Raw genomic sequence first — 22762 nt, forward strand, 5'->3', positions numbered from 1 at the left:
TGAGTTTCTATACTTCTCTTAGCGAATTTCATATTTTCTTCTGAATTATGGAGACTCAAAGAGGCGATCCGCCAAGCGCCTCTTTGAAACCTTTTTCTAACTCTATCGTAAAAATAGCTCCCCCATTTTCATTCTTTGCTTCAAGTTTACCTCTCATACTCTTTTCGATAATAAGTTTTGCCATATAAAGGCCAATTCCTGTACCTTCGTTTTGTTCTTTCGTACTGACGTATGGCTCAAAGATTCTTTCAAGAGGTTCTATTTTGATGCCGCCGCCATTATCTTGAATGATAAGGCGAACATTTGTTTCATCACTTTCTAGACTAATCGTGATTTTAGCACCCTTTTTACCAGAGGCAATGATGGCATCTTTAGCGTTTGAGAGAAGGTTTAAAATCACTTGTTCATATTCATTTTTATAACCGACAATATACTCATCGTGTAAAATGTTAACTTCTATAGCAATTTCTTGATTGGTAATTGACATTCCGATGATACGCAACACTTCATCGATAGAGGTTTGGATACTAAAGGTTTTTTTGTCTTTATTGGGCATAAAGAAGTTACGAAAATCATCAATAGTATGAGACATATACTCAACGATATTTTCAGCCTCAATACATTTAATCTCCATAGCCGTTTTATCGAGTTTATCCATGTTGTATTTGAGTTTGAGTGTCATCAAAAGCGCAGAGAGCTGAGAAAGAGGCTGTCTCCATTGATGTGCAATGTTACTGATCATCTCTCCAAGTGCAATAAATTTAGACTTTTGAATAAGAAGCTGTTCTTGTTCACGATTTTTTTTGATTTCTTCTATAACGCGACTCTCTAAAGTACGGTTGAGATTTTCAAGTTCGAGAGTTTTTTGCTGAACTTGTCGGTGATAATTATTTAAAAATCGCTCTATGCGTTTACCTAACATAACGGCAAATGTGTTGGCGATGAATGCAAACAGTAAAAAGATAATAACCGCAGAAGTAACTTCAAGCTTCATCTTCTTTTTAAAGTCGGCTTTCGCAATGTCAATTTCTTTATCGATATCATCGGTATAAGCGCCAGCGGCAATAATAAGATTCCACTCTTTATAGAGTTTAAAGTATGAAACTTTAGGGCGAATAATAGGGCTGTCAGGTTTTTTATATATGTAATCTACAAAAGAATACCCTTTCTCATGAATATCTTGTAAAAATATTTTACGAAACGCTTTGCCATTTTCATCGGTATAGGCGTCGGAAATATATTCGCCTTCCAAATCAGGGCGATTGGGGTTGATAAGCATTTTTGCAAATTTGTCACCACCGCTCATACGCTCAACCTGATAGACAAAAATGTAGTTATGTTCTTGCCCTCCGTATCGAATATGACGAATCCAGTCATATACTTCACGTTTCATGGCTTCAACCGCTTTGGGATCTGCTAAGTTCGTACGATTTTTTTTGAATTCGATAAATTCAATAATGGCATCAACTTCACGTTTGAGGACATTACGTTTACTTTCAACAAAGGTTTTCTTACTATCCTCAATTTGTGCTTGTAAAATTTCATACTGTTTTGTAATAAAAAAGTAGCCGTTGAACAGCATCAAAGAGCTGATAATAAAGATGGTACTAAAGATAATGATATTGGAGATATTGCTCTCTTTAATAATTTTCACGAAAAATTCCTGTCATGACTGCTATAATTGTAATTAATGAAAAAGAATCATAGTCATTCTTTTGAGAAATGTAAAGGGTTTAAAATGGATGAAAAGATGCTAAAAAAGCTTTCTCCTTATAGAGTTTTATATGCAGAAGATGACGCAGGTGTACGTAAAAATGTTTATGAATTGCTCTGCCTTTTGTTCAAAGAAGTTTATCTTGCAACTGATGGCGAAGAAGCGTATGAGCTTTTTGTCAAACATAAACCAGACCTCATTATAACAGATATCAAAATGCCGCAATTAAGTGGTATAGATTTAGCGAAGAAAATTCGTGAAAGTGATAACAAAGCTCATATCATCATCATTACAGCCTATACTGAAGTTGACTTTATGCTTGAAGCGATTGAACTTTCTTTACTTCGCTACATTGTTAAACCTATTACAGAACCTAAACTTTTTGATGCACTTGAAAAATTTTTACAAGCAAAAGAGAAAGCGCATTTACAAGAATTAGCACCTGATTGGTACTATGACTCTATGCAAAAAATCATTACACATCATAGTGAACTTTATGAACTTACAAAAAAAGAAGCAAAATTAATCGAACTTCTTTTGGAAAAAGATTCTATTATTACATATGAAGAAATAGAGCAAAATTTGTGGGAAAGCGAATACATGAGCCTTAACGCATTGCGTCTTATGATTAAAAACTTGAGAAAAAAACTACCAGAGGGTACTTTGAAAAATATACAAGGGATCGGCTACAAACTGTAGTGTAAAATAAACAAAGCCTATTTTATGTAATGAGTTACAAAAAGAAACTTCTTAACGTTTATTTGTTGTGTAGTTCCTCCCTATATAAATATATAGATAATTTTGGCATAACATTCATCTATAATCAATAGTAAAATTATATAGTTTGAATAAGGAGTTGATATGACTAAATTGCTGAAAATTATGGTAGCTACAACGCTTCTTGTCTCATCTGCGATTGCAGCAGAATATACGATTAAATTAACGCATGTTGTTAGTCCAAACACTCCTAAAGGTATGGGAGCTGACTTTTTTGCAAAACGAGTTGGTGAACTTACAAATGGTAGAGTAGAGGTTGTTGTCTTTCCAAACTCTCAATTATATGGCGATGGTGAAGAGATAAAAGCACTTAAACTTGGGAATGTACACATTGCGATGCCGAGCTTTTCAAAATTTACAAATATTGTTCCTGAAATGCAGCTTTTCGATCTTCCATTTATTTTTAGAGACAAAGAGCATCTTTATAAAGTCTTAGATGGTGAAGTTGGGCAAATCCTCAAAGATAAGGTTACCGCAAAAGGGTTTGTAGCCCTTGATTATTGGGATGCAGGTTTTAAACAGCTTTCTTCTAATAAAAAAGCTATTTTGATGCCAAAGGATGCGGAAGGACAAAAATTTCGTGTTATGAATTCTCATGTTCTAGAAGCACAATTTAAAGCGGTTGGCGCAAATCCTCAAGTGTTACCATTTTCAAAAGTCTACTCAGCATTGCAACAAGGTGCAGTAGATGGCACTGAAAATCCACTTTCAAACTTTTATACTAAAAAGTTTTATGAAGTTCAAACAGATCTAACACTTTCAAATCATGGTTATCTTGGTTATTTGGTGATTATGAGTGAAAGTTTTTGGAAAAAATTTCCAGCGGATTTGAAACCAATGATTCTTCAAGCGATGAAAGAAGCAACAGAATACGAAAGAAAACTAGCCGCTCAAGATGATGACGAAATGCTTACAAAGCTAAATGAGTATGCAAAAACTTCTGTAAATTTTAAAATTCATACATTAAGTCAAGAGCAAAAAGTAGCATGGCAAAAAGAAATGGATGCAATTTATCCACAATTTTATAGTGTTATAGGTGAGGATCTTATCAAAAAAGTTCAAGCTGTAAAATAACATACTGGAAAAATAAGGCAAACAATCTGCTTTGAAAAAGACTATATTTAGTAAAAGCTGATATAACGCTAGAATTTTTCTAGCGTTGTTATTGTATAAAATAATCTTTTTTGAGGAAATGCTGCATTGTGTTTAGCTTTTCTATAGGGTAAATTGAGTTTAGTTTTATTCAGAATTCATTATGTAAAATAAAGTTTACATCTACATTTTCTAGTAACTTCATTGATAACAACATCATTACAAAAGCCGTCAAATGTGACATTTTCTTTAGAGATTTATTGTAATTTATTATTTTTTGTGATAGACTTACCTCGCCTTCAAAAAAATTCAAGGAGATAATATGAAATTAGCTAAACTTAGCTTGGCGGCTATGGTAGTTGCAGGTCTTGCATCTAGCTCTTTTGCGGCAGACACTCTTGCTGACGCATTTAAAAACGGTAAAGTATCTGGTGAGTTGAGAGCATGGTACTTCGATAGAGAAGGATCTGCAACAGCTAATAATGCTGCTGCAAAAGCGATTAATTCTGACATTTTTAATACTGGTGTTGTTCTTGGTTATGTAACTGATAGTTTTTATGGTTTTAAATTAGGTGCTACATTCCAATCAAACTATGCAGCATTCGCTGATGGTTCATTATCTCAAGCTGGAACAGCAAAAAGTGATTTTAAAGCAGATGAATATGGCTCAGGTGCAGTTCTTTCAGAAGCTTATGTAGAATATTCAATTGGCAAAACAACAGCAAAAGTTGGTCGTCAGTTTATTTCTACTCCACTTGTTAATGGTTCTGGATCACGTATGATTAAACAAGCATTTGAAGGTGCTGTTGTAACAAATACAGATCTTCCACAAACAACATTGGCAGCTGGTGTTGTAACTAAATACCAAGCAAGAACAGATAGTGCTGGTAATGTAGGTAAATTTGTAACTCTTGATAGCATGAGTGCCTCAGTTGGTGAAGGTGATTATGCATATACATTGCTCGCAATTAATAAGTCAATTCCTGGTACAACTTTGACAGCTCAATGGGCGGAAATTGTCAATTTAGTTGATATGTATTATGCAGAAGCTGCGTATGCAGGTAAGGCTGGCGAATTTACTTATGGTTTAGCAGCGAACTATCAGATGGCTGATTGGGAAGGTAATGCTGATGAAGGTACAATGTATGGTGCGAAGTTAAGCTTAGGCTTTGCAGATTTTAATACCTACGTTGCTTATACTAAAATTACTGATGACAATACAGTTGCAGGCATTGATGGTGGCGCAGGTTTAGGCGGTGGTGCTCAAACTGCATTTGCAAAAGCGTATTCAAGTAAAACAGGAACATATGACAGAGATACTAAAGCGTATTCTGTTGATGCAAATTATAACTTTAAACAAATTGGCTTATTAGCTGGTGCTAGATATACAAGTGTATCTGTAGATTCTGCAGCTGTAGGTTTACAAGATAGAGTTTATACAGATATTTATGCTATTTATAATTTTACTGGTGCACTTAAAGGTCTTCAAGCAGATGTCTCTTACCAAGACTGGTCAAAAGATGTTGATGGACACGATTTCTGGTTTAAAGCTAACTACAAATTTTAATTTATAGTTAATTCTAAAAGGCGGTAATATTTTGCCGCCTTCTACTACATCTTCTTCTTCTTCTTTTCCAATATTTAATAAATTATCAAAAAAATCATTTTCGCGTCACTTCTTTAGTGTATACTAACGTGCATTTATTATCAAACTTAAGGAGATAAGTATGAAATTAGCTAAACTTAGCTTGGTGGCAATAGTTGTTGCTGGATTTACATCTAGCTCATTTGCAGCAGATACACTTGCTGATGCATTCAAAAATGGTAAAGTAAATGGTGAGCTTAAAGCTTGGTACTTTGATAGAGACAATGGCGCAGCGAGTGGCACAACACATGAGAATATCTTAAGTACAGGTGTAATGTTAAATTATGTCACAGATGCTTTAATGGGCTTTAGAGCTGGTGTAACATTTCAGTCAAATTATGCTCCTTTTGCTGATGGAGCTGCTGGAGTCAATGGTTCTAAAGATATGTACAAAGGTGATATGTATGGTTCAGGTGCAGTTCTTTCAGAAGCATATTTAGGTTATGCAATTGGCAAAACAGATGTCAAAATTGGCCGTCAATTTATCTCTACACCGTTAGTCAGTGGTAGTGGCTCTCGTATGGTAAAAGAGTCATTTGAAGGTGCAACTCTTGTAAATACTGATATACCTCAAACAACATTAATAGCAGGATATGTTAATAAGTTTCAAGGTAGAACAAGTACATTAGAAAATACAACAGATTATGGTAGTATTGGTGATTTTAGTAAGGTATATGCTCTCTCAACTGGCAAAGGTGCCTCTGTAAGCAAAGCATATATTGACGATGCTTATACTGCAGGTATTATTAATAAATCAATTACTGGATTAACATTAACAGGACAATATGCTCTTGCTAATGATGTTGCACATCTTGGCGATGCGAGCATTTATCACTTAGAAGCAAATTATGTTATCCCAATGAATGGTTTTAAATTAGGCTTTGATGCAATGTATCGTGCTTCATCTACAGATTCTGCACTTGATAGCTACTTACTTCAAGGTAGTTACTTAGGCGGTAGAATTAGTATTAATGAACTTGCTGGATTTGGTATTAGTTTTGCAATGGCAACAAGTGATAAAAGTGATGATTTAATTGCAGGACTTGGTAATGGACCAGATAGTACCTATACTGGCAGTATTTTAACATCAAGTCATTCATATGCTAGAGATACTAACTCTTATCAAGGTAAAATTTCTTACGATTTTACAAATGTAGGAATCAGTGGATTGAGTACATATGTCATTTATGCTGTTGCTGATCAAGGATCTGCTCAAACTAGTGGAGATTGGAAAGATGCAGCTGTTGATTTAACATATGCATTTTCTGGTGCGCTTAAAGGATTTACAGCATCATTGCAATACGAAAATAATAAAAATGACAAAGGAACAGCGGCTACTGTAACCTCAGAAGAATATAGATTTAGAGCAAATTATAAATTCTAATTTGAACAATTCTTAAATTTATATAGCAGTGGTATTTAGCCACTGCTTCTTCAAAATCTTTCAAATTATGTTTAAATTCTAAAAAGCTTACTTTTTCATCACACATTTTAGTTGACTTTAGTATTTTTTTTTGTATACTTCTTTTTGTAACCAAATGGTAATAAACATTTTCAAGGAGAAAATATGAAATTAGCTAAACTTAGCTTGGCGGCTATCGTTGTTGCTGGACTTACATCTAGCTCATTTGCAGCAGATAATCTTGCTGATGCATTCAAAAATGGTAAAGTAAGTGGTGAACTCAAAGCTTACTATTTTTCAAACAAAGATGATGTTGGTGATAAAGACAGCATTTTTACAACAGGTGTTTTGTTAAATTATAAAACAGATACACTTTATGGCTTTGGTTTGAACTTGACAGCACAAGGTAGTTCTTCTCCTTTTGCTGATCATGGTGCAAAAGATGATTATAAATATTCAATGTATGGACCAGGTGCTCAAATTTCTGAAGCGTATCTCTCATATACTCTTGGAAAAACAACAGCACTTGTTGGCCGCATGTTTTTAGATACTCCACTTGTTGCTTCCAGTGGTTCACGTGTTATCAAAGATGCATTTGAAGGTGCAGCAATTATTAATACAGACCTTCCCAATACTACTTTAATTGCTGGATACGTACAAAAAGGTCAAGATAGAACAAACTACAATGATGGAATTGGTAAATTTACAAAATACTTTGCAACAGGTTCTTTATCAATAGGGCAATTACCGGTAGAAGCTGAAGATGGTGCATATACACTTGCAATTATTAATAAATCAATTACTGGTTTAACATTAACAGCAGCATATGCAAACGCATTTGATATTGCTCAGTTAGCTTATATTGAAGCCTTATATGAAGGTAAAGCAAGTGAATTAGGCTATACATTGGGTGCTCAATATTACTATAACAAAATTGACAGTTCATTAAGTGTCGGTATAGATGATACAATTAGTAGCTATGCTTTCAAAGCAGGGCTAAGCTATAAAGGTATCAATGGTACAGTTGCTTATTCTCAAACTAGCGACGATAACGTACTATTAGGCGAGCTTGTGTCTGGGTTAGGCAATGGTGCAGATTTATTGTATACAGATGCGGTGATTTCTTCTCCTGGTTATGTAAGAGACACAAAAGCTTATCTCGTAGATATTAATTACGATGTAACTGCAGCTGCAAATATTGGTGCACGTTATGTCCAAGCTGACTATGATGTTACTAATGAAAAAGCTTCTTTTACATCAATTTATGGTTCTTACAAATTTGATGGCGCTTTAAAAGGTTTCAAACTTGGTGCTGAATTTGAAGACAAAGGAAAAGATGCAAGTGGTAATGACCTTTGGGTTAAAGCTAACTATAAATTCTAATTCTATTTTTCTTCTCTCCGCCCCTTTTGGGGTGGAGCTCTTCTATTTCTTTTCGTAACATTTTTTAATTGCATATTTTTTATACAACATCTTCAAAACTTCACATTCATTCTTAAGTAACTTTTTTGTACTATATTTCTATAACTACACTAAGGAGTTTTCATGAAGAAACTAGCTCTGCTTGCTACATCGGTTGCTGTTTTAGCATCATCTTCAGTTGCTAAAGAGATCAATGTAGGTGTTACGATGTCTATGAGTGGACCACTCGCTGCGTATGGACAAACTGCGTATGAAGGTATTGAGTTTGCAAACTCTTTGCAGCCAAAGCTCAAAAATGGGGACACTGTTAAATTGGTACTTATTGATACCAAAGGTGACAAAGTTGAATCAGCAAATGCTGCTACAAGACTTATCAGTTCTGATAAAGTTGTAGGTATTATTGGTGAATTAACCAGTACTAACACAGCTCAGGTTATGGCTATTGCTGAGAAAAAGCAAATCCCTGTGATTGCTCCTGTTGCAACTAATGATAAGTTAACAGAGCAAAAAGAGTTCGCAAATCGTGTTTGTTTTACTGACTCTTTCCAAGGTGCAGTTGTTGCGAACTATGCAGCAAAAGATCTTAAGCTTAAAACAGCAGTCGTTGTTGTTGATCAAGCACAAGTTTACTCTTTAGGACTTGCAAAAGCATTTACAGATGCTTTCACAAAAGCTGGTGGTAAAATTGTAAAAGAGATTAAGGTAAGCTCAGGCGATAAAGACTTTAAAGCGGTTGTTTCTCAAATCAAAGCAGCAAACCCTGACTTTATGTTCCTCCCAATGTACCATCCAGAAGTTTCTATGATTGCTCGTCAAGCAAAACAAATTGGACTTTCTAAACCGATGTTCTCGGGAGATGGTGTTGCTAACCAAACCTTTATTGACTTAGGTGGCGATGCGGTTGAAGGTTATATGTTTACAGATTTCTTCGACTATGGTGCACCTCCTACACAACGCTCAAAAGATTTCATTGCAGCATATGCTAAAAAAACGGGTAAACAAGATATGAATTCATTCGTAGCTCTTGGTGCAGATGCATACAACGTTATGGTTGATGCAATGAATCGTTGTGCAAACCCAGAAGATAGCGTATGTATCAATAATGCTATCAAATCAACTGTCAATTTCGAAGGTGTTTCTGGCGTTCTCAACATTGATAAATCAGGTAACTCAACACGTTCAGCTGTTATCAAAGTCGTTCAAAACGCAAAAGCAGTCTATAAAGCAACTGTTAATCCATAAGTTTTTTCTCTCTTTACACGTAAAAGTGTAAAGAGAGATTTTAGAGCAATTTTCATTTTAATCAGTGAGCATTGCTCTAAAATATTTTAGGAGAATCTATTTGGATTTAATCATGTTTATGCAGCAAATGGTCAATGGCTTTAGCCTTGGCAGTATGTATGCACTCATTGCCATTGGGTATACCATGGTGTATGGAGTATTAAGGCTCATCAATTTCGCGCATGGCGATATTATGATGGTAGGTGGATTTTTAGGTTTTTTTGGTATTGCTGTTTTAGAACTTCCTTTTGGAGCAGCCGTTCTTTTAGCTATTGTAGGTTCAGCACTTTTAGGTATGGCAAGTGACCGTATAGCGTATAGACCACTACGTAGTGCCCCTAAAATCTCTCTTCTAATTACTGCTATTGGTGTAAGCTTTTTTCTTGAAAATGCTTTTAACGTATTCTTTGGAGGTGTTCCTAGAGCATTTCCTGTACCTGCATACTTAGAAAATGTTGTTGATTTTATAGGATTAACGATGCCAATTTCGGCTATTATAGTGCCTATCATCACAGCATTTTTATTAGCAATTATTTTATGGGTGTTGTATAAAACAAAATATGGCATGGCCATTCGTGCTCTTGCTTTTGATGTTGGAACAGTGAACCTTATGGGTATAGATGCGAATCGCATCATTACTTTGGTGTTTGGTATGGGCTCAGCGCTTGCGGCAGTTGGTGGTATCTTTTGGGCAGTAAATTACCCTTCAGTTGAGCCTATGATGGGTGTACTTGTAGGACTGAAAGCTTTTGCTGCAGCTGTTGTTGGTGGTATCGGTAGTGTTGGTGGAGCCGTTCTTGGAGGATTAATTATCGGTTTTACTGAAGTCGTTGTCATTGCATTCTTCCCTGAACTTGGTGGTTACAAAGATGCATTTGCATTTATCTTTTTGATTTTAATCCTTCTTTTTAAGCCCACAGGTATTTTGGGTATTGATTTTGAAAAAAGTAGGTTTTAAAATGAATAGTTTTATGATAAAAAAAGAACAATTATTAAAAATTTCATTTGTCGTTATTACACTCTGGTTTATTTGGTTTGCTAATACACATTTTGACGAATATACTGTAAGGATTCTAAATAACATTGCTATTTTTATTATTTTGGCAGTAAGTTACAACCTTATCAATGGTGTGACAGGTCAGTTTTCGCTTGAGCCTAATGGTTTTGTCGCCATCGGTGCTTATGTCGCTGCGTTATTATTGGTTAGCCCAGAAGCGAAGCAGTATCAGTATGCAATCGTTGATCCGTATCCTTTTGTTTTGACTCTTCATGCCAATTTTGTTGTAGCACTCCTTTTAGGTGGTTTTTTTGCTGCCACATTAGCTGCGATTCTCTCTTTCCCTGTATTTAGAGTTCGTGGAGATTACTTAGCGATTGTTACACTTGGATTTGGATTTATCATTAAGATTTTGGCAATTAACCATCCTGAAGTTACCAATGGCTCATTAGGGCTCAATGATATTCCAGAGTTTTCCAATCTTTATTGGACAGGGGGTATTGCAATGGTTGCTGTCATTGTTGTACTCAATATCATAAATTCTAAATTTGGCCGTGCAATGAAAGCAGTTCGTGATGATGAAGATGCTGCCATTGCAATGGGTGTTAATACATTTAAAGCTAAAACACTTGCATTTTGTACCAGTGCCTTTTTTGAAGGTGTCGGTGGTGGTCTTTTGGCTGCGTTACTTACCAGTATTTCTCCTGATCTATTTGACTTCTTCTTTACATTCCAGCTTTTAATTATCATCGTTCTTGGTGGACTTGGAAGCACAACCGGTGCTATTATTGGTACGGTATTTGTTATGGGAGGAAGTGAATGGATGCGCTTCTTGGATGAGCCAATGCATCTTTTTGGATATGAAACAGCAGCAATGCCGGGTATGCGTATGGTTGTTTTCTCTCTCATCCTTATTTTTATTATGCTTTTTGCACGTGAAGGTATTATGGGTAAACGCGAATTAACAGATATTTTAAAATGGCGTAAAAAGGGTGGCAAATGATCTTAAAAATTGATAATGTCACTAAAAATTTTGGTGGCGTCACTGCCATTAAAGAGACCAGTTTTAGCGTTGCGCCTAAGGAAATTTTTGGACTTATTGGACCTAATGGTGCTGGTAAAACAACTATGTTTAACATCATTACTGGTAATTACACACCAAGTTCAGGTCAAGTTATTTTTAGAAATGAAGCAATTAATGGTTTGAAGCCACATCATATTGTACGTAAAGGTATTGCAAGAACCTTTCAAAATATTAGACTTTTTTCAAGTATGAGTGTTTTGGACAATGTTCTAATAGGCTTTGATTTCCAAGCTCGTTATGGATTTGTTGAATCAATTTTGCGTTTCCCTCGTTTTATTAGTGAAGAAAGACGTATTAAAGAGCGCTCAATGGAAATTTTGGATTATTTTGGGATGAGCTCTTTTGCCCACGAAAAGGCTGTTGATCTAAGCTATGGACAGCAAAGAAAAGTTGAAATTGCGAGAGCATTAGCGACCAATCCTGAACTTTTACTCCTTGATGAACCAGCTGCTGGTATGAACCCATCTGAAACGGAAGAGTTGGGAGATATTATTAAAAAAGCACGTGTAGATTTTGATTTGACGGTTCTTTTAATTGAACACGATATGAAGTTTGTCAATCAGTTATGCGATAAAGTATTAGTATTAGATTATGGTAAAACAATTTTTGAGGGTAAACCAGCTGATGCGATTCAAGACCCTGAAGTTATAGCAGCGTATTTAGGAGATTTTCATAATGATTAGTGTTAAAAATTTACATGTCTATTATGGACTCATAGAGGCTGTTAAAGGGATTGATTTTGAGGTTAAAGAGGGAGAAATCGTCTCTTTGATCGGATCGAATGGTGCGGGTAAAAGTTCAACGTTAAAAGCCTTACTCAATAGCGTTAAAAAAACAGGTGACATTAATTTTTTAGGTTATGATACACGTAATCACAAAACTCATACACTGGTTCAACATGGACTTTCATTGGTTCCAGAAGGACGTAAAATTTTCATTAACTTGACGGTTGAGGAAAATTTACGCATGGGTGCATTTAATAATGATGAGAACTACGAGCATCTTCGTGATACGATGTATGAACTATTTCCTCGAATCAAAGACAAACGCTATCAACTTGCAGGCACCATGAGTGGTGGTGAACAGCAAATGTTAGCTATTTCTAGAGCACTCATGGGCGAACCAAAATTGTTGATGCTTGATGAGCCTAGTCTTGGACTTGCTCCTAAAATTGTAGGTGAAGTGTTTGAGATTATTATGCGTTTGCGTGATGAAGGAATCACAATTCTTTTGGTTGAGCAAAATGCTTTTGCTGCACTGAAAATATCTGATAAAGCGTATGTCTTGGAAAATGGTAAAATCGTTATGAACGGTCTTGCAAAAGATATGATCGGTGATGACACTATCCGCAAAAAATATCTCGGTGGTTAAACCAACTTTTTTCTGCATGTAAACCTCCTAAATCAGGAGGTTTTCTCTTCTTTAATGATTTATAAATTATTTACTCTAAAAAGGTAACATAACTCATAGACTTTTTCGATAACCCTTTGGATATTTTATGTAACAAAGGTTATTAAAAAAGTCTCATTTTCCAGGTAAGGGAGTTTTATGGATTTTGTATTGAAGCAGGTTTTTTCGATGAAGACAGCCATCATCCTTTTAGTGTTTTTTGGACTATTTAGTGGAGTTGCAACTTTTATTGAAAATGATTTTGGTGTCGAGACGAGTTGGGCACTAATATATACCTCATGGTGGTTTGAGTTACTACAGGTTGCATTAGGACTTATTCTAATTTACAATATCATTCGATATAAAATTTATACACTCGATAAACTACCTTCTTTTATATTTCATATCAGTTTTATTTTTATTCTTATTGGTTCTGGAATGACACGCTACTTTGGTTTTGAAGGAACCTTGCATGTAAGAAATGGTATGCAAGAAAACAAAGTACTTTCAAGTGATGCATTCATTCAGGCAAACGCTCTTAAAGACGGAAAATCTTACAGCTATAGTCATCCTCAGCTTATCTCGCAAGTAGGTCATAATAATTTTTCTTTTAGTTTTGATGTCGCTGGAGATAAAGCAACCGTTAAATTTAAAGAGTATCTTCCAAACGCTACCGCAAAAGTGGTTGATGATCCATCAGGTGTTCCGATGATTTCAATGATGCTAAGTGGTTATGGTGAAAGTTTGAGTGTTGTTTTAAAAGAGGGGGATACATACGAAACAAGCGAGTACGTCTTTAGTTTTAATGGCAAACCTTCGCAAAGTCGTAAAGAGGAAATTCGTTTTACCCTTGAAGATGGTAAGTTCTATTTTACATCAAAGTCGAAAATTGCATGGTTTAAAATGGCAGAAAATAAACGTGGTGAGTATGAAGCTGATAAAAAAGAAGATTTTGTTACAAACCAGCTCTACACTATTGGAAATGTAAATTTTGCTCCACGATATATTGGACTCAAAGGTAAAGAGAAAGTCGTTGCCGATAAAAATCCTATGGGCAAAGGCAATTCAATTTCAGCAGTTATCGTTGATGCAACCTATAAAGGGGAAACGAAAGAGATAGCTATGTTTGGACAAGGCAAAGGAAGCGAAGGACAACAAACGAAAGAGATGATTGCAGGTGTTCCATTCGTTTTCGAATGGGGAGCTCAACTCTTTACACTTCCTTTTAGCATTAAGCTTAATGAATTTCAATTAGATCGTTATCCTGGTTCTATGTCACCTATGTCATATGCAAGTGAAGTAGAAGTTGTCGATAGTGAAAAAGGAGTTCATATGCCATTTCGTATTTATATGAATCATGTACTTGATTATCGAGGTTTTAGATTCTTCCAAAGCTCTTACGATAAAGATGAAAAAGGAACGATCTTGTCTGTCAATAATGATCCTGGAAAATTACCAACCTATTTAGGGTATCTGTTATTATCGATTGGACTCTTTTTCAATCTTCTGAATTCAAAAAGTCGTTTCCGTAAGCTTGCAGGAATGGTACAAAAAGATATGAGCAAAATGAAATCGATTCTTTTAGCCCTTTTTATGGGCTTTGCTTTAATGCAAGGAAATAGCTTACATGCAGCAACAACGTATACAACACAAGAATATCTAACTTTTTTAAAGCAATATGATGCAAAACATTCCGATAAATTTGGAAGATTACTCGTTCAAAGTGTAGATGGAAGAATTAAACCTATTGACACCGTTTCAACAGAACTTCTCAACAAGATTTATGGCAGTGCAACTTTTGAAGGAATGAGTGCAAATCAAGTAGCGCTTAGTATGATGAGTTCTCCTGGTGAGTGGCAAGCGATACCTATTATTAAGGTATTTCACCCTGAACTTAAAAAAATTATTGGAATTCCAGAAAATCAAAAATATGCTTCTTTTAATGATTTTTTTGAGAAAGAGGGCGATCACGGTTTTAAATTAACAAAATATTCAGAAGAAGCCAATCGTAAAAAACCTGCCCTTCGTAATCAATTTGATAAAGATGTGTTAAAAGTAGATGAGCGTGTTAATATCTGTTATATGGTTTATACAGGTGAAGTTTTCAAAATGATTCCTAAACAAAATGACCTAAATAAACGTTGGTTTGCACCTCAGGAAGCAGTTGGAAGTTTTTCTAAACAAGAAGGTGATGAAGTTAGAGCACTTCTTGGAGGTTATTTTGAAGCTATTGGAGAAGGATTAGAAAAAGGTAATTGGCAAAATGCTAATAAAGCTGTTGATAAACTCCAATCGTATCAAGAACAATATGGGTCAGAAATTATTCCAAGTGAAAGCCGCATTAAAGCGGAGATTTTCTTTAATCATGCCAAGATTTTTGATCGCTTAACTCCTGTGTATTTACTCAGTGGTTTAGTACTACTCTGTTTCATTTTTGCAAAAATGGTGAAATCAACACTACGTATAGGAATGGTTACTAAAATTGTATTAGGCGTCAATTTTGTAGCGTTTGTAATTCATACGGCAGGATTAGGGCTAAGATGGTACATTTCGACACATGCTCCATGGAGTGATGGGTATGAATCAATGATTTATATTGCATGGGCAATAGCATTAGCAGGTATCTTCTTCTCTCGTCAATCAGTGGTATCACTTGCATTAACCTCTATTTTGACGGGTGTGACCTTGTTTGTTGCTCACTTGAGTTGGATGGATCCTCAAATTACAAATTTAGTACCAGTCCTTAAATCATACTGGTTGAACATTCACGTTTCCGTTATTACAGCAAGCTATGGCTTTTTAGGTTTATGTTCACTTTTAGGATTTTTCACGTTGATTCTATTTATCTTACGCAATAAGACTAAAACAAAACGTAATGAGGAGATTGACCGGAACATTGTTGAAGCAACGCGCATTAATGAAATGGCAATGATCTTGGGACTAAGTCTTCTTACTGTAGGTAACTTCTTGGGCGGTGTTTGGGCAAATGAGTCATGGGGAAGATACTGGGGTTGGGATCCAAAAGAGACATGGGCATTGGTATCTATTTTATTTTATGCAGCAGTTGTTCACTTTAGGTTTATTCCAAAGCTCAATACGCCTTTTGCATTCGCTGTCGCATCAACCGTTACATTTGCGTCCATTATCATGACATATTTTGGCGTTAACTTCTATCTTTCAGGTATGCACTCTTATGCCTCAGGAGATCCAATCCCTGTACCGACATTTGTTTACTATACCGTTGCAATTGTTGTGGCAGTCATAGCCATAGCTTTCCCTAAACGCGATATCGCAAAAACTTTATAAAACAAAAGAGGGATATGTTCCCTCTTTTTAAGTTGTGCTATAATAGGCAAAAACTTAAGAGACTCCTGTATGCAAGAGAATTATCTCATCATCTCAATAATCGCTGTTATTGCCATTGTTCTTATCTCTCTTTTTATTGTCGTTGCGAATTTACAAAAAACAGTTGTTATTGAATCGCCAACTCCTACACCAGAACAAAAAGAAAAAGAACAAAAAATTGCTATTGAAGCGCTTATTGAAATTGCTGCTAAACGTACTTCAACACGCAATGAACTTGCAAATGCCATTATAAGGGCTGCAAAAGATTGCCCGTTTCCTGTTAAAGAAAAAGGCGTTGCGCCAAAAGTCTCTAAGATATATCTCAATTTTGTTTTATTGATAGCAAGTCATCGTAATGCCGATGCAAAACTAATTGCCTTTATGGATGAAGAACTCAAAAAAACAAATCCAGAGTATAAACGTGAAATTGATTTGTATGAAAATGAAGGGATTAATCAAAGAGGAAATCGTATTTAAGAAGAAATGGCGACCCCAGGGGGACTTGAACCCCCGTTCCCGCCTTGAGAGGGCGGTGTCCTAACCACTAGACGATGGGGTCGCACAAGTGTGTTTGTTTAGGACAATGGTGACCCGTGATGGATTCGAACCATCGACCACCTCCTTAAAAGGGAGATGCTCTACCTGCTGAGCTAACGAGTCATGCTCAGGCAGTTTCATAACATAATAAGAAAATGCTGAGGGAAAAAAGTGGCGCGGCGGACGGGGCTCGAACCCGCGACCCCCGGCGTGACAGGCCGATATTCTAACCAACTGAACTACCGCCGCGCATATGGTGGTCGTTAGAGGACTCGAACCTCTGACATCCACCTTGTAAGGGTGGCGCTCTACCAACTGAGCTAAACGACCAAAAGGGACATTAAAGAAGAAAATAATTTGGCGACCCCAAGGGGATTTGAACCCCTGTAACCGCCGTGAAAGGGCGGGATCCTGGACCACTAGACGATGGGGTCGCACAAAAATGAATGGTGACCCGTGATGGATTCGAACCATCGACCACCTCCTTAAAAGGGAGATGCTCTACCTGCTGAGCTAACGAGTCATTCACCGTTCTTCTCGTAATGAGGCTGAAATTATAGAGAAAAAAAATTCATTTGTCAAGACATTTTTTCACTTTTTAAAAAAATATTTTCACCAACATGTAAAAGTAACTTCAAAGCATGGTATGCACTTTGGGTTTGAATGTATTCGCGATCCCCCTCTAATAGGAGTCTTTCGATCATAATATGTCCCTCTTTATTACGAGCACCCACATAAACTGTTCCGACTGGTTTTTCAATGCTTCCACCATCTGGACCTGCAATACCACTGGTTGCAATGGCATAATCTGATAAGCTGGCATTGAGTACACCTTCTAGCATTTCACGTACACATAGCTCACTTACGGCACCAAAACGCTCAATGGTATCAGGGCTTACACCAAGCCATGATTCTTTAATTTCATTTCCATAAGAGACAATGCCACCTTTAAAGATCGCAGAGATACCTGCACGTTTTGTTAACATAGATGCTATAAGACCTCCTGTGCAACTTTCTGCAATGCTCAGAGTTTTGCCTTCTTTTTGCAAGCAGTGTGAAATATGCTCAATAACATCAGGGTGATTGATGACTTTTGTAGGAAGTAAAGATTTAATGGCTTTAAAAAAGCTTTCCAAGTTACCATACTTGTTAGAAATAGCTTCAACCATAATCCATCCATCAACGATAGTGGTAGGAGTTATACGTATTTCATAGTTTTGAGCAAGAGGTTCAACAAGAATTTTTAAAGAGTCTTCGTCAATATTGATAATAGAGAAAAGTTCAGAACTATTGCTATTTTCAATGAGTATAAGAGGTAGCTTTTTATTTTCGCATGCTTTAATGACATTGATGTGCTTTCCATCGCGTGCTAACAAATAGCTATTTTCTTCAAAGCGTACAGCTTTGGAGGGAATGAGCATGCCAGCTTTTAATTCTAGCGATTCTTCTCCAAGAGTAGCGATAACTTTATTGACTAAATTGAAACTATCATGAGATGTAACGATGACGATTTCATCAGCGTGTGCAATGGACTCTTCCAATACAAAAAAGAGATCTTTGTCATTTTTATCGATATAAACGGTTTGATCCGGTAAGTCAATATGCTTCGTAATGGTTGCATGGATGTAATTTAAAAATGGCAGATTGTATCGCAGTGCTTTACCGACTACGATCAAAGAGCTTTTCATAGGAATACCTTTTTTAGTTTGTATTATAGCATCTTGCGAATGCGTAAGTGCTTCTTAAATAGATTTTAGATAAACTTGCCTCATTTTAAGAGACGCTTACATGTAAAATTTTTTCACTGCTGCGTAGCTTCCAAGGAGAGATTATTAATGGACTATAAAGAGACCTTGCTTCTTCCTCAAACTGATTTTCCAATGAGAGGCAATCTACCCCAAAATGAGCCTGCTCGATATGCAAAGTGGTTTTCCAAAGAGGAAAGTGCTTATGCTAGAATGATTCAAAACAGAGAAAATGCCCCCACAACATTTATTCTTCATGATGGCCCTCCGTATGCAAATGGGCACATTCACATCGGTCACGCACTCAATAAAATTCTTAAAGACGTGATTATTAAAACACATTATTTCTTTGGCGAAAAAGTGCGCTATGTTCCAGGCTGGGATTGTCATGGTTTGCCAATTGAGCAGCAAGTGGAAAAAAATCTTGGAAAAGAAAAAAAAGATGCACTCCCTAAGAGTAAAATTAGAGAATTGTGCCGCGAACACGCACGAAAGTTCATTGATATTCAAAGAGAAGAGTTTAAGTCATTAGGTGTTATTGGCGATTGGGATAACCCTTATATGACGATGAAGTTTAAATTTGAAGCAGATATTTATCGCGCATTATGTGGTGTAGCAAATCGAGGATTACTCATTGAGCGAAGCAAGCCTGTGTATTGGTCGTGGGCTGCAAGAAGTGCTTTAGCAGAAGCTGAAGTGGAGTACGAAGACAAAGAAGACTACTCTATTTTTGTTGCGTTTAAACTAAGTAGCGAAGCAAAAGCAAAACTGGATATCAGCAGTGATGCATCTGTTATTATTTGGACAACAACACCTTGGACATTACCTGCAAACGTAGGTATTGCCTTTAGCCCCGATGAGGATTATGTACTTACCAGTGATGGTTATATCGTAGCAGAGCCTTTACATGCAAAACTTGTTGAACAAGGCGTTATTGCAGGTGAGATTGTCAAAACATTTAAAGCGAATATTCTTGAAAATAGCTTTGCAATTAACCCACTAAATGGCAGAAATTCACAATGTGTTTTAGGTGAACATGTTACGATGGACGGTGGTAGTGGATGTGTTCATACCGCACCAGGACATGGTGATGAGGACTATAAAGTAGGACTTCGTTACGGTTTAGAAGTGGTTATGCCAGTAGATGAGAGAGGCTGTTACGATGAAACAGTAGTTCGCTTAGGACTACTTCCTGATGCGGCTTCGTTTGTTGGAGAACATATTTTCAAAAGCAATGAACGTATTTTAGAACTTCTTGGAAGCGCATTACTTAAATGTTCAAAGTTTACCCACTCGTATCCGTTTTGTTGGAGAACCCATCAGCCAGTTATTTATCGTGCGACAAAACAGTGGTTTGTTGCAATGGATGAAGCAGTTTCTGGACGTGAGAGTCTACGTAAAATGGCGATGGACGAAATCTCAAAAGTACGTTTCTATCCAAAATCGGGCATCAATCGCTTAGGTTCGATGATTGAAAATAGACCTGACTGGTGTATCTCAAGACAACGTGACTGGGGTGTGCCAATTGCTTTCTTTAGAGACAAAAAAACAGGTAAGCCTATTTTTGATACTAAAATTGTAGAGCATATCGCAGCTATTTTTCAAGAAAAAGGTGCTGATGCTTGGTGGGATCTAGAAATCAAAGACCTCCTTGTTGCCAACAGTGGCTACAATCCAGAAGACCTTGAAAAGGTAATGGACATCCTTGATGTGTGGTTTGACAGTGGTAGCACATGGAAAGCCGTTCTTCAATCAAGTGACTATGATGCGGGTACTTATCCTGCAACGATGTATTTAGAGGGAAGCGACCAACACCGTGGTTGGTTCCAAAGCTCTCTTTTAGTCAGTACCGCAAATAATGGCATCGCTCCGTACAGTAAAATCTTAACACATGGTTTTACGGTCGATGAGAAGGGCGAGAAGATGAGTAAATCTAAGGGCAATGTGGTTGCACCAAGCGATGTTGCAAAACAGTACGGTGTTGAAATCTTACGTCTTTGGGTTGGAACAAGCGAATACACAACCGATCTTAAAATCAGTGACAATATCTTAAAACAAATCAGTGAACAATACCGAAAAATCCGCAATACCTTTAGATTTTTATTGGCGAATGTCAATGATTTAGAATCGATCATGCCTGTTTCAGAAATGGGTACACTCGATCAGTGGATTTTAGCACATGCAAAAGCGGTTTTTGATGAGGTAGAAGGCTATTTTAAAGAGTACGAATTCTCCAAAGGGTTTGCACTTCTTAACCATTTTATCGCAGTAGAGCTTAGCGGTATTTACTTGGATATCTCTAAAGATAGACTGTATTGTAATGCTAAAAATGACTCTATTCGCCTTTCAGCACAAAGTGCGATGGCACTCATTGCTGAGAAATTGATGGCGTTAATGGCTCCAACACTCACTTATACGATTGATGAGATGTTAGAGTATGCTCCTGCTATTTTGAAAAAAGAGAGTGTATTTGATCTTGTTTACACATCACTTCCAAATATAGCAACATCATTTGATGAAGCGTATATGGTAGAAGCGCGTGAGAAATTCTTTGAAATTGTGGATGCGCTTAAAAAAGAGAAAATCATCAAATCAACGCTTGAATTGGTACTTCAAACAAACTCACCAAAAGTTGCAGCCCTTGAAAAAGTAGATGCTGAAGATTGGTTTACGGTCAGTAAAGTGATTGAGCATGACGAGAGTGGTGAAATGGGTGTCTTTGAAGTAGGAGATGATCGCTTTAAAATTTTAAAAGCGTCAAAATGCAAATGTCCACGTTGTTGGAAATACCGTTCAAAAAGCGAAGAAGAACTTTGCCATAGATGTAATGAGGCACTCAATGGTTAATTTGAGTTCCCCTGTAGAGCTTAGTTTCATTTTTGAAACGATTGGCGCTATTTTTGCCGTTATCGGTGTATGTGTTTATTTGGTAAATCAAAGAACGAAAAAGTTAAAGGATATGAAGTGATAACCTTAAAAGAGGCGTTAAAACTTCCTAAAGAAGAGATTGAGGCGTTTAGAAGTGACCTCAAAAAAGAAATAGAAGCTAAAAAAGCGTTAGGTGCTTATGTTGAGCAGTTAACAGGTAAAAGTATTAGCGAATATGGCGCTGGTATTCCTATTGCGATTAAAGATAATATTCAAGTCAATGGTTGGGAAATTACCAGTGGATCAAACATTCTTCAAGGCTATGTTGCTCCATATAACGCGACGGTCATTGATAATATGCTTCGTCATGGGCTCTCTCCATTTGGTCGCACCAATATGGATGAGTTTGCGATGGGAAGTTCTACTGAATCTTCATTTTATGGAAAAACACTTAACCCTCACAACCCAAACTGTGTTCCAGGTGGTAGTAGCGGCGGTAGTGCTGCTGCGGTTGCTGGCGGCATTGCCATTGCAGCACTTGGTAGCGATACGGGTGGAAGTATTCGTCAGCCCGCAGCATTTTGTGGATGTGTTGGATTTAAGCCAACGTATGGAAAAGTCAGTCGTTATGGTTTAGGTGCGTATTCTAGTTCACTGGATCAGATTGGACCAATTACTCAAAATGTAGAAGATGCGGCTATTTTATATGACATTATCGCAGGGCATGAACCCAAAGATTCTACAAGCGCAAATATAGCACATGAGAGTGTTTCTGATAAACTCAATGCGAACCGTAAAATGATGATCGCTGTGATTGAGAACTATTTGAATGAAGCAAGCCCAGAAGTTCGTGAGCGTATGATGGATGGTATTCGTGCACTTGAAAAAGCGGGTCATACTATTATTTATCGCAATTTCATTAACTCAAAATATGACATCGCAACGTACTATGTTATCGCAACAGCAGAAGCAAGTGCGAACTTGAGCCGTTATGATGGCGTTCGTTATGGAAACCGTGGAAGCAATGAAAATCTGAAAGAGATGTTTATTCAAAGTAGAAGCCTTGGCTTTGGTGAAGAGGTAAAGCGTAGAATTCTTCTTGGGACATTCGTTTTAAGCAGTGGATATTATGATGCATACTATATTAAAGCACAACGTGCTCGTCATTTTATTAAAGCACAGTATGAGGCAATTTTTAAAGAGGCTGATCTGATTTTTATGCCAGTCACACCAACATCAGCGTTTGAGTTTGGTTCAAAAGCAGATCCATTAGAGATGTATTTGAGTGATATTTATACGATTTCACTTAACCTCGCAGGGCTTCCAGGTATTTCTGTTCCTCTTGGTATGGATAGCAAAGGGCTTCCTGTAGGAGGACAACTCATTGGTCAAGCGTACGGTGAGCAAGCACTTCTGGATGGAGCGCTAAGCTTAGAGAGAGAATTAGGGTTATAGGAGAAACAC

At 36.8% G+C, this 22762-nt stretch carries 16 protein-coding genes and 6 tRNA genes; 14 read left to right on the forward strand and 8 right to left on the reverse strand.

Annotated features, from left to right (window positions below; translation table 11 throughout):
* Nucleotides 1-55: 55 nt before the first annotated feature.
* Nucleotides 56-1654: a cache domain-containing protein gene (locus UCH001_RS02730; protein WP_082705652.1), complete on the reverse strand. Its 1599-nt coding sequence runs from the start codon at nt 1652-1654 to the stop codon at nt 56-58.
* Between the two features lie 84 nt (nt 1655-1738).
* Between UCH001_RS02730 and UCH001_RS02735 the strand changes: the two genes are divergently transcribed.
* The 12 genes from UCH001_RS02735 to UCH001_RS02790 all read left to right on the forward strand — a co-directional run bounded on the left by UCH001_RS02735 (nt 1739) and on the right by UCH001_RS02790 (nt 16625).
* On the forward strand, nt 1739-2413 hold the full coding sequence (locus UCH001_RS02735; protein WP_067174023.1) for a response regulator transcription factor: 675 nt from the start codon (nt 1739-1741) through the stop codon (nt 2411-2413).
* Between the two features lie 162 nt (nt 2414-2575).
* Nucleotides 2576-3565, forward strand: a complete 990-nt coding sequence (locus UCH001_RS02740; RefSeq protein ID WP_067174025.1) for a TRAP transporter substrate-binding protein — start codon at nt 2576-2578, stop codon at nt 3563-3565.
* Nucleotides 3566-3905: 340 nt separating this feature from the next.
* Nucleotides 3906-5150, forward strand: a complete 1245-nt coding sequence (locus UCH001_RS02745) for an OprD family outer membrane porin (protein ID WP_067174027.1) — start codon at nt 3906-3908, stop codon at nt 5148-5150.
* A gap of 160 nt (nt 5151-5310) precedes the next feature.
* A complete protein-coding gene (locus UCH001_RS02750) occupies nt 5311-6612 on the forward strand; it encodes an OprD family outer membrane porin (RefSeq protein ID WP_067174030.1) in 1302 nt (433 codons plus the stop codon).
* A gap of 183 nt (nt 6613-6795) precedes the next feature.
* Nucleotides 6796-8013, forward strand: coding sequence for an OprD family outer membrane porin (locus UCH001_RS02755; RefSeq protein WP_067174032.1), 1218 nt, complete (start codon nt 6796-6798; stop codon nt 8011-8013).
* 162 nt (nt 8014-8175) lie between these two features.
* Nucleotides 8176-9294, forward strand: coding sequence for an ABC transporter substrate-binding protein (locus tag UCH001_RS02760; protein WP_067174034.1), 1119 nt, complete (start codon nt 8176-8178; stop codon nt 9292-9294).
* 100 nt (nt 9295-9394) lie between these two features.
* On the forward strand, nt 9395-10291 hold the full coding sequence (locus tag UCH001_RS02765; RefSeq protein WP_197651434.1) for a branched-chain amino acid ABC transporter permease: 897 nt from the start codon (nt 9395-9397) through the stop codon (nt 10289-10291).
* Nucleotides 10292-10304: 13 nt separating this feature from the next.
* On the forward strand, nt 10305-11333 hold the full coding sequence (locus UCH001_RS02770) for a branched-chain amino acid ABC transporter permease (protein ID WP_082705739.1): 1029 nt from the start codon (nt 10305-10307) through the stop codon (nt 11331-11333).
* Nucleotides 11330-12097: an ABC transporter ATP-binding protein gene (locus UCH001_RS02775; protein WP_067174038.1), complete on the forward strand. Its 768-nt coding sequence runs from the start codon at nt 11330-11332 to the stop codon at nt 12095-12097. Before UCH001_RS02770 ends, UCH001_RS02775 begins: the two co-directional genes overlap by 4 nt.
* A complete protein-coding gene (locus tag UCH001_RS02780) occupies nt 12090-12785 on the forward strand; it encodes an ABC transporter ATP-binding protein (RefSeq protein ID WP_067174040.1) in 696 nt (231 codons plus the stop codon). The genes UCH001_RS02775 and UCH001_RS02780 overlap by 8 nt, the downstream gene beginning before the upstream one ends.
* A 177-nt stretch (nt 12786-12962) precedes the next feature.
* Complete coding sequence (gene ccsA, locus UCH001_RS02785; protein ID WP_067174043.1) at nt 12963-16109, forward strand: cytochrome c biogenesis protein; 3147 nt, start codon at nt 12963-12965, stop codon at nt 16107-16109.
* A 69-nt stretch (nt 16110-16178) separates the two neighbouring features.
* A complete protein-coding gene (locus UCH001_RS02790; protein ID WP_067174046.1) occupies nt 16179-16625 on the forward strand; it encodes a hypothetical protein in 447 nt (148 codons plus the stop codon).
* 7 nt (nt 16626-16632) lie between these two features.
* On the opposite strand, the gene UCH001_RS02795 is transcribed toward UCH001_RS02790, so the two are convergent.
* The 7 genes from UCH001_RS02795 to UCH001_RS02825 form a co-directional block, all read right to left on the reverse strand.
* Nucleotides 16633-16707 (reverse strand) — tRNA-Glu (locus tag UCH001_RS02795).
* A 25-nt stretch (nt 16708-16732) separates the two neighbouring features.
* A tRNA-Lys gene (locus UCH001_RS02800) sits at nt 16733-16808 on the reverse strand.
* Nucleotides 16809-16857: 49 nt separating this feature from the next.
* Nucleotides 16858-16934: transfer RNA gene (locus UCH001_RS02805), tRNA-Asp, on the reverse strand.
* Between the two features lie 5 nt (nt 16935-16939).
* Nucleotides 16940-17015 (reverse strand) — tRNA-Val (locus tag UCH001_RS02810).
* Nucleotides 17016-17043: 28 nt separating this feature from the next.
* Nucleotides 17044-17119 (reverse strand) — tRNA-Glu (locus tag UCH001_RS02815).
* Nucleotides 17120-17132: 13 nt separating this feature from the next.
* Nucleotides 17133-17208, reverse strand: a tRNA-Lys gene (locus tag UCH001_RS02820).
* Nucleotides 17209-17263: 55 nt separating this feature from the next.
* Nucleotides 17264-18373 carry a CinA family protein gene (locus UCH001_RS02825; protein WP_067174049.1) on the reverse strand — a complete coding sequence of 370 codons (1110 nt, stop codon included), beginning with the start codon at nt 18371-18373 and terminating at the stop codon, nt 17264-17266.
* Between the two features lie 147 nt (nt 18374-18520).
* Between UCH001_RS02825 and ileS the strand changes: the two genes are divergently transcribed.
* Together ileS and gatA are read left to right on the forward strand one after the other, a co-directional pair.
* Nucleotides 18521-21277: an isoleucine--tRNA ligase gene (gene ileS / locus UCH001_RS02830; protein ID WP_067174051.1), complete on the forward strand. Its 2757-nt coding sequence runs from the start codon at nt 18521-18523 to the stop codon at nt 21275-21277.
* A gap of 117 nt (nt 21278-21394) precedes the next feature.
* Nucleotides 21395-22753, forward strand: a complete 1359-nt coding sequence (gene gatA, locus UCH001_RS02835) for an Asp-tRNA(Asn)/Glu-tRNA(Gln) amidotransferase subunit GatA (protein WP_067174053.1) — start codon at nt 21395-21397, stop codon at nt 22751-22753.
* Nucleotides 22754-22762: the final 9 nt, after the last annotated feature.

Source organism: Sulfurospirillum sp. UCH001 (assembly GCF_001548035.1).
Classification (GTDB): domain Bacteria; phylum Campylobacterota; class Campylobacteria; order Campylobacterales; family Sulfurospirillaceae; genus Sulfurospirillum.

Bases quoted from the DNA above. Each gene is read 5' to 3' on its own strand.
- UCH001_RS02740 (WP_067174025.1), top strand. From the start codon at position 2,576: ATGACTAAATTGCTGAAAATTATGGTAGCTACAACGCTTCTTGTCTCA.
- UCH001_RS02825 (WP_067174049.1), bottom strand. From the start codon at position 18,373: ATGAAAAGCTCTTTGATCGTAGTCGGTAAAGCACTGCGATACAATCTG.
- UCH001_RS02750 (WP_067174030.1), top strand. From the start codon at position 5,311: ATGAAATTAGCTAAACTTAGCTTGGTGGCAATAGTTGTTGCTGGATTT.
- UCH001_RS02755 (WP_067174032.1), top strand. From the start codon at position 6,796: ATGAAATTAGCTAAACTTAGCTTGGCGGCTATCGTTGTTGCTGGACTT.
- UCH001_RS02775 (WP_067174038.1), top strand. From the start codon at position 11,330: ATGATCTTAAAAATTGATAATGTCACTAAAAATTTTGGTGGCGTCACT.
- UCH001_RS02770 (WP_082705739.1), top strand. From the start codon at position 10,305: ATGATAAAAAAAGAACAATTATTAAAAATTTCATTTGTCGTTATTACA.
- UCH001_RS02760 (WP_067174034.1), top strand. From the start codon at position 8,176: ATGAAGAAACTAGCTCTGCTTGCTACATCGGTTGCTGTTTTAGCATCA.
- UCH001_RS02790 (WP_067174046.1), top strand. From the start codon at position 16,179: ATGCAAGAGAATTATCTCATCATCTCAATAATCGCTGTTATTGCCATT.
- ileS (WP_067174051.1), top strand. From the start codon at position 18,521: ATGGACTATAAAGAGACCTTGCTTCTTCCTCAAACTGATTTTCCAATG.
- UCH001_RS02745 (WP_067174027.1), top strand. From the start codon at position 3,906: ATGAAATTAGCTAAACTTAGCTTGGCGGCTATGGTAGTTGCAGGTCTT.
- ccsA (WP_067174043.1), top strand. From the start codon at position 12,963: ATGGATTTTGTATTGAAGCAGGTTTTTTCGATGAAGACAGCCATCATC.
- UCH001_RS02780 (WP_067174040.1), top strand. From the start codon at position 12,090: ATGATTAGTGTTAAAAATTTACATGTCTATTATGGACTCATAGAGGCT.
- UCH001_RS02735 (WP_067174023.1), top strand. From the start codon at position 1,739: ATGGATGAAAAGATGCTAAAAAAGCTTTCTCCTTATAGAGTTTTATAT.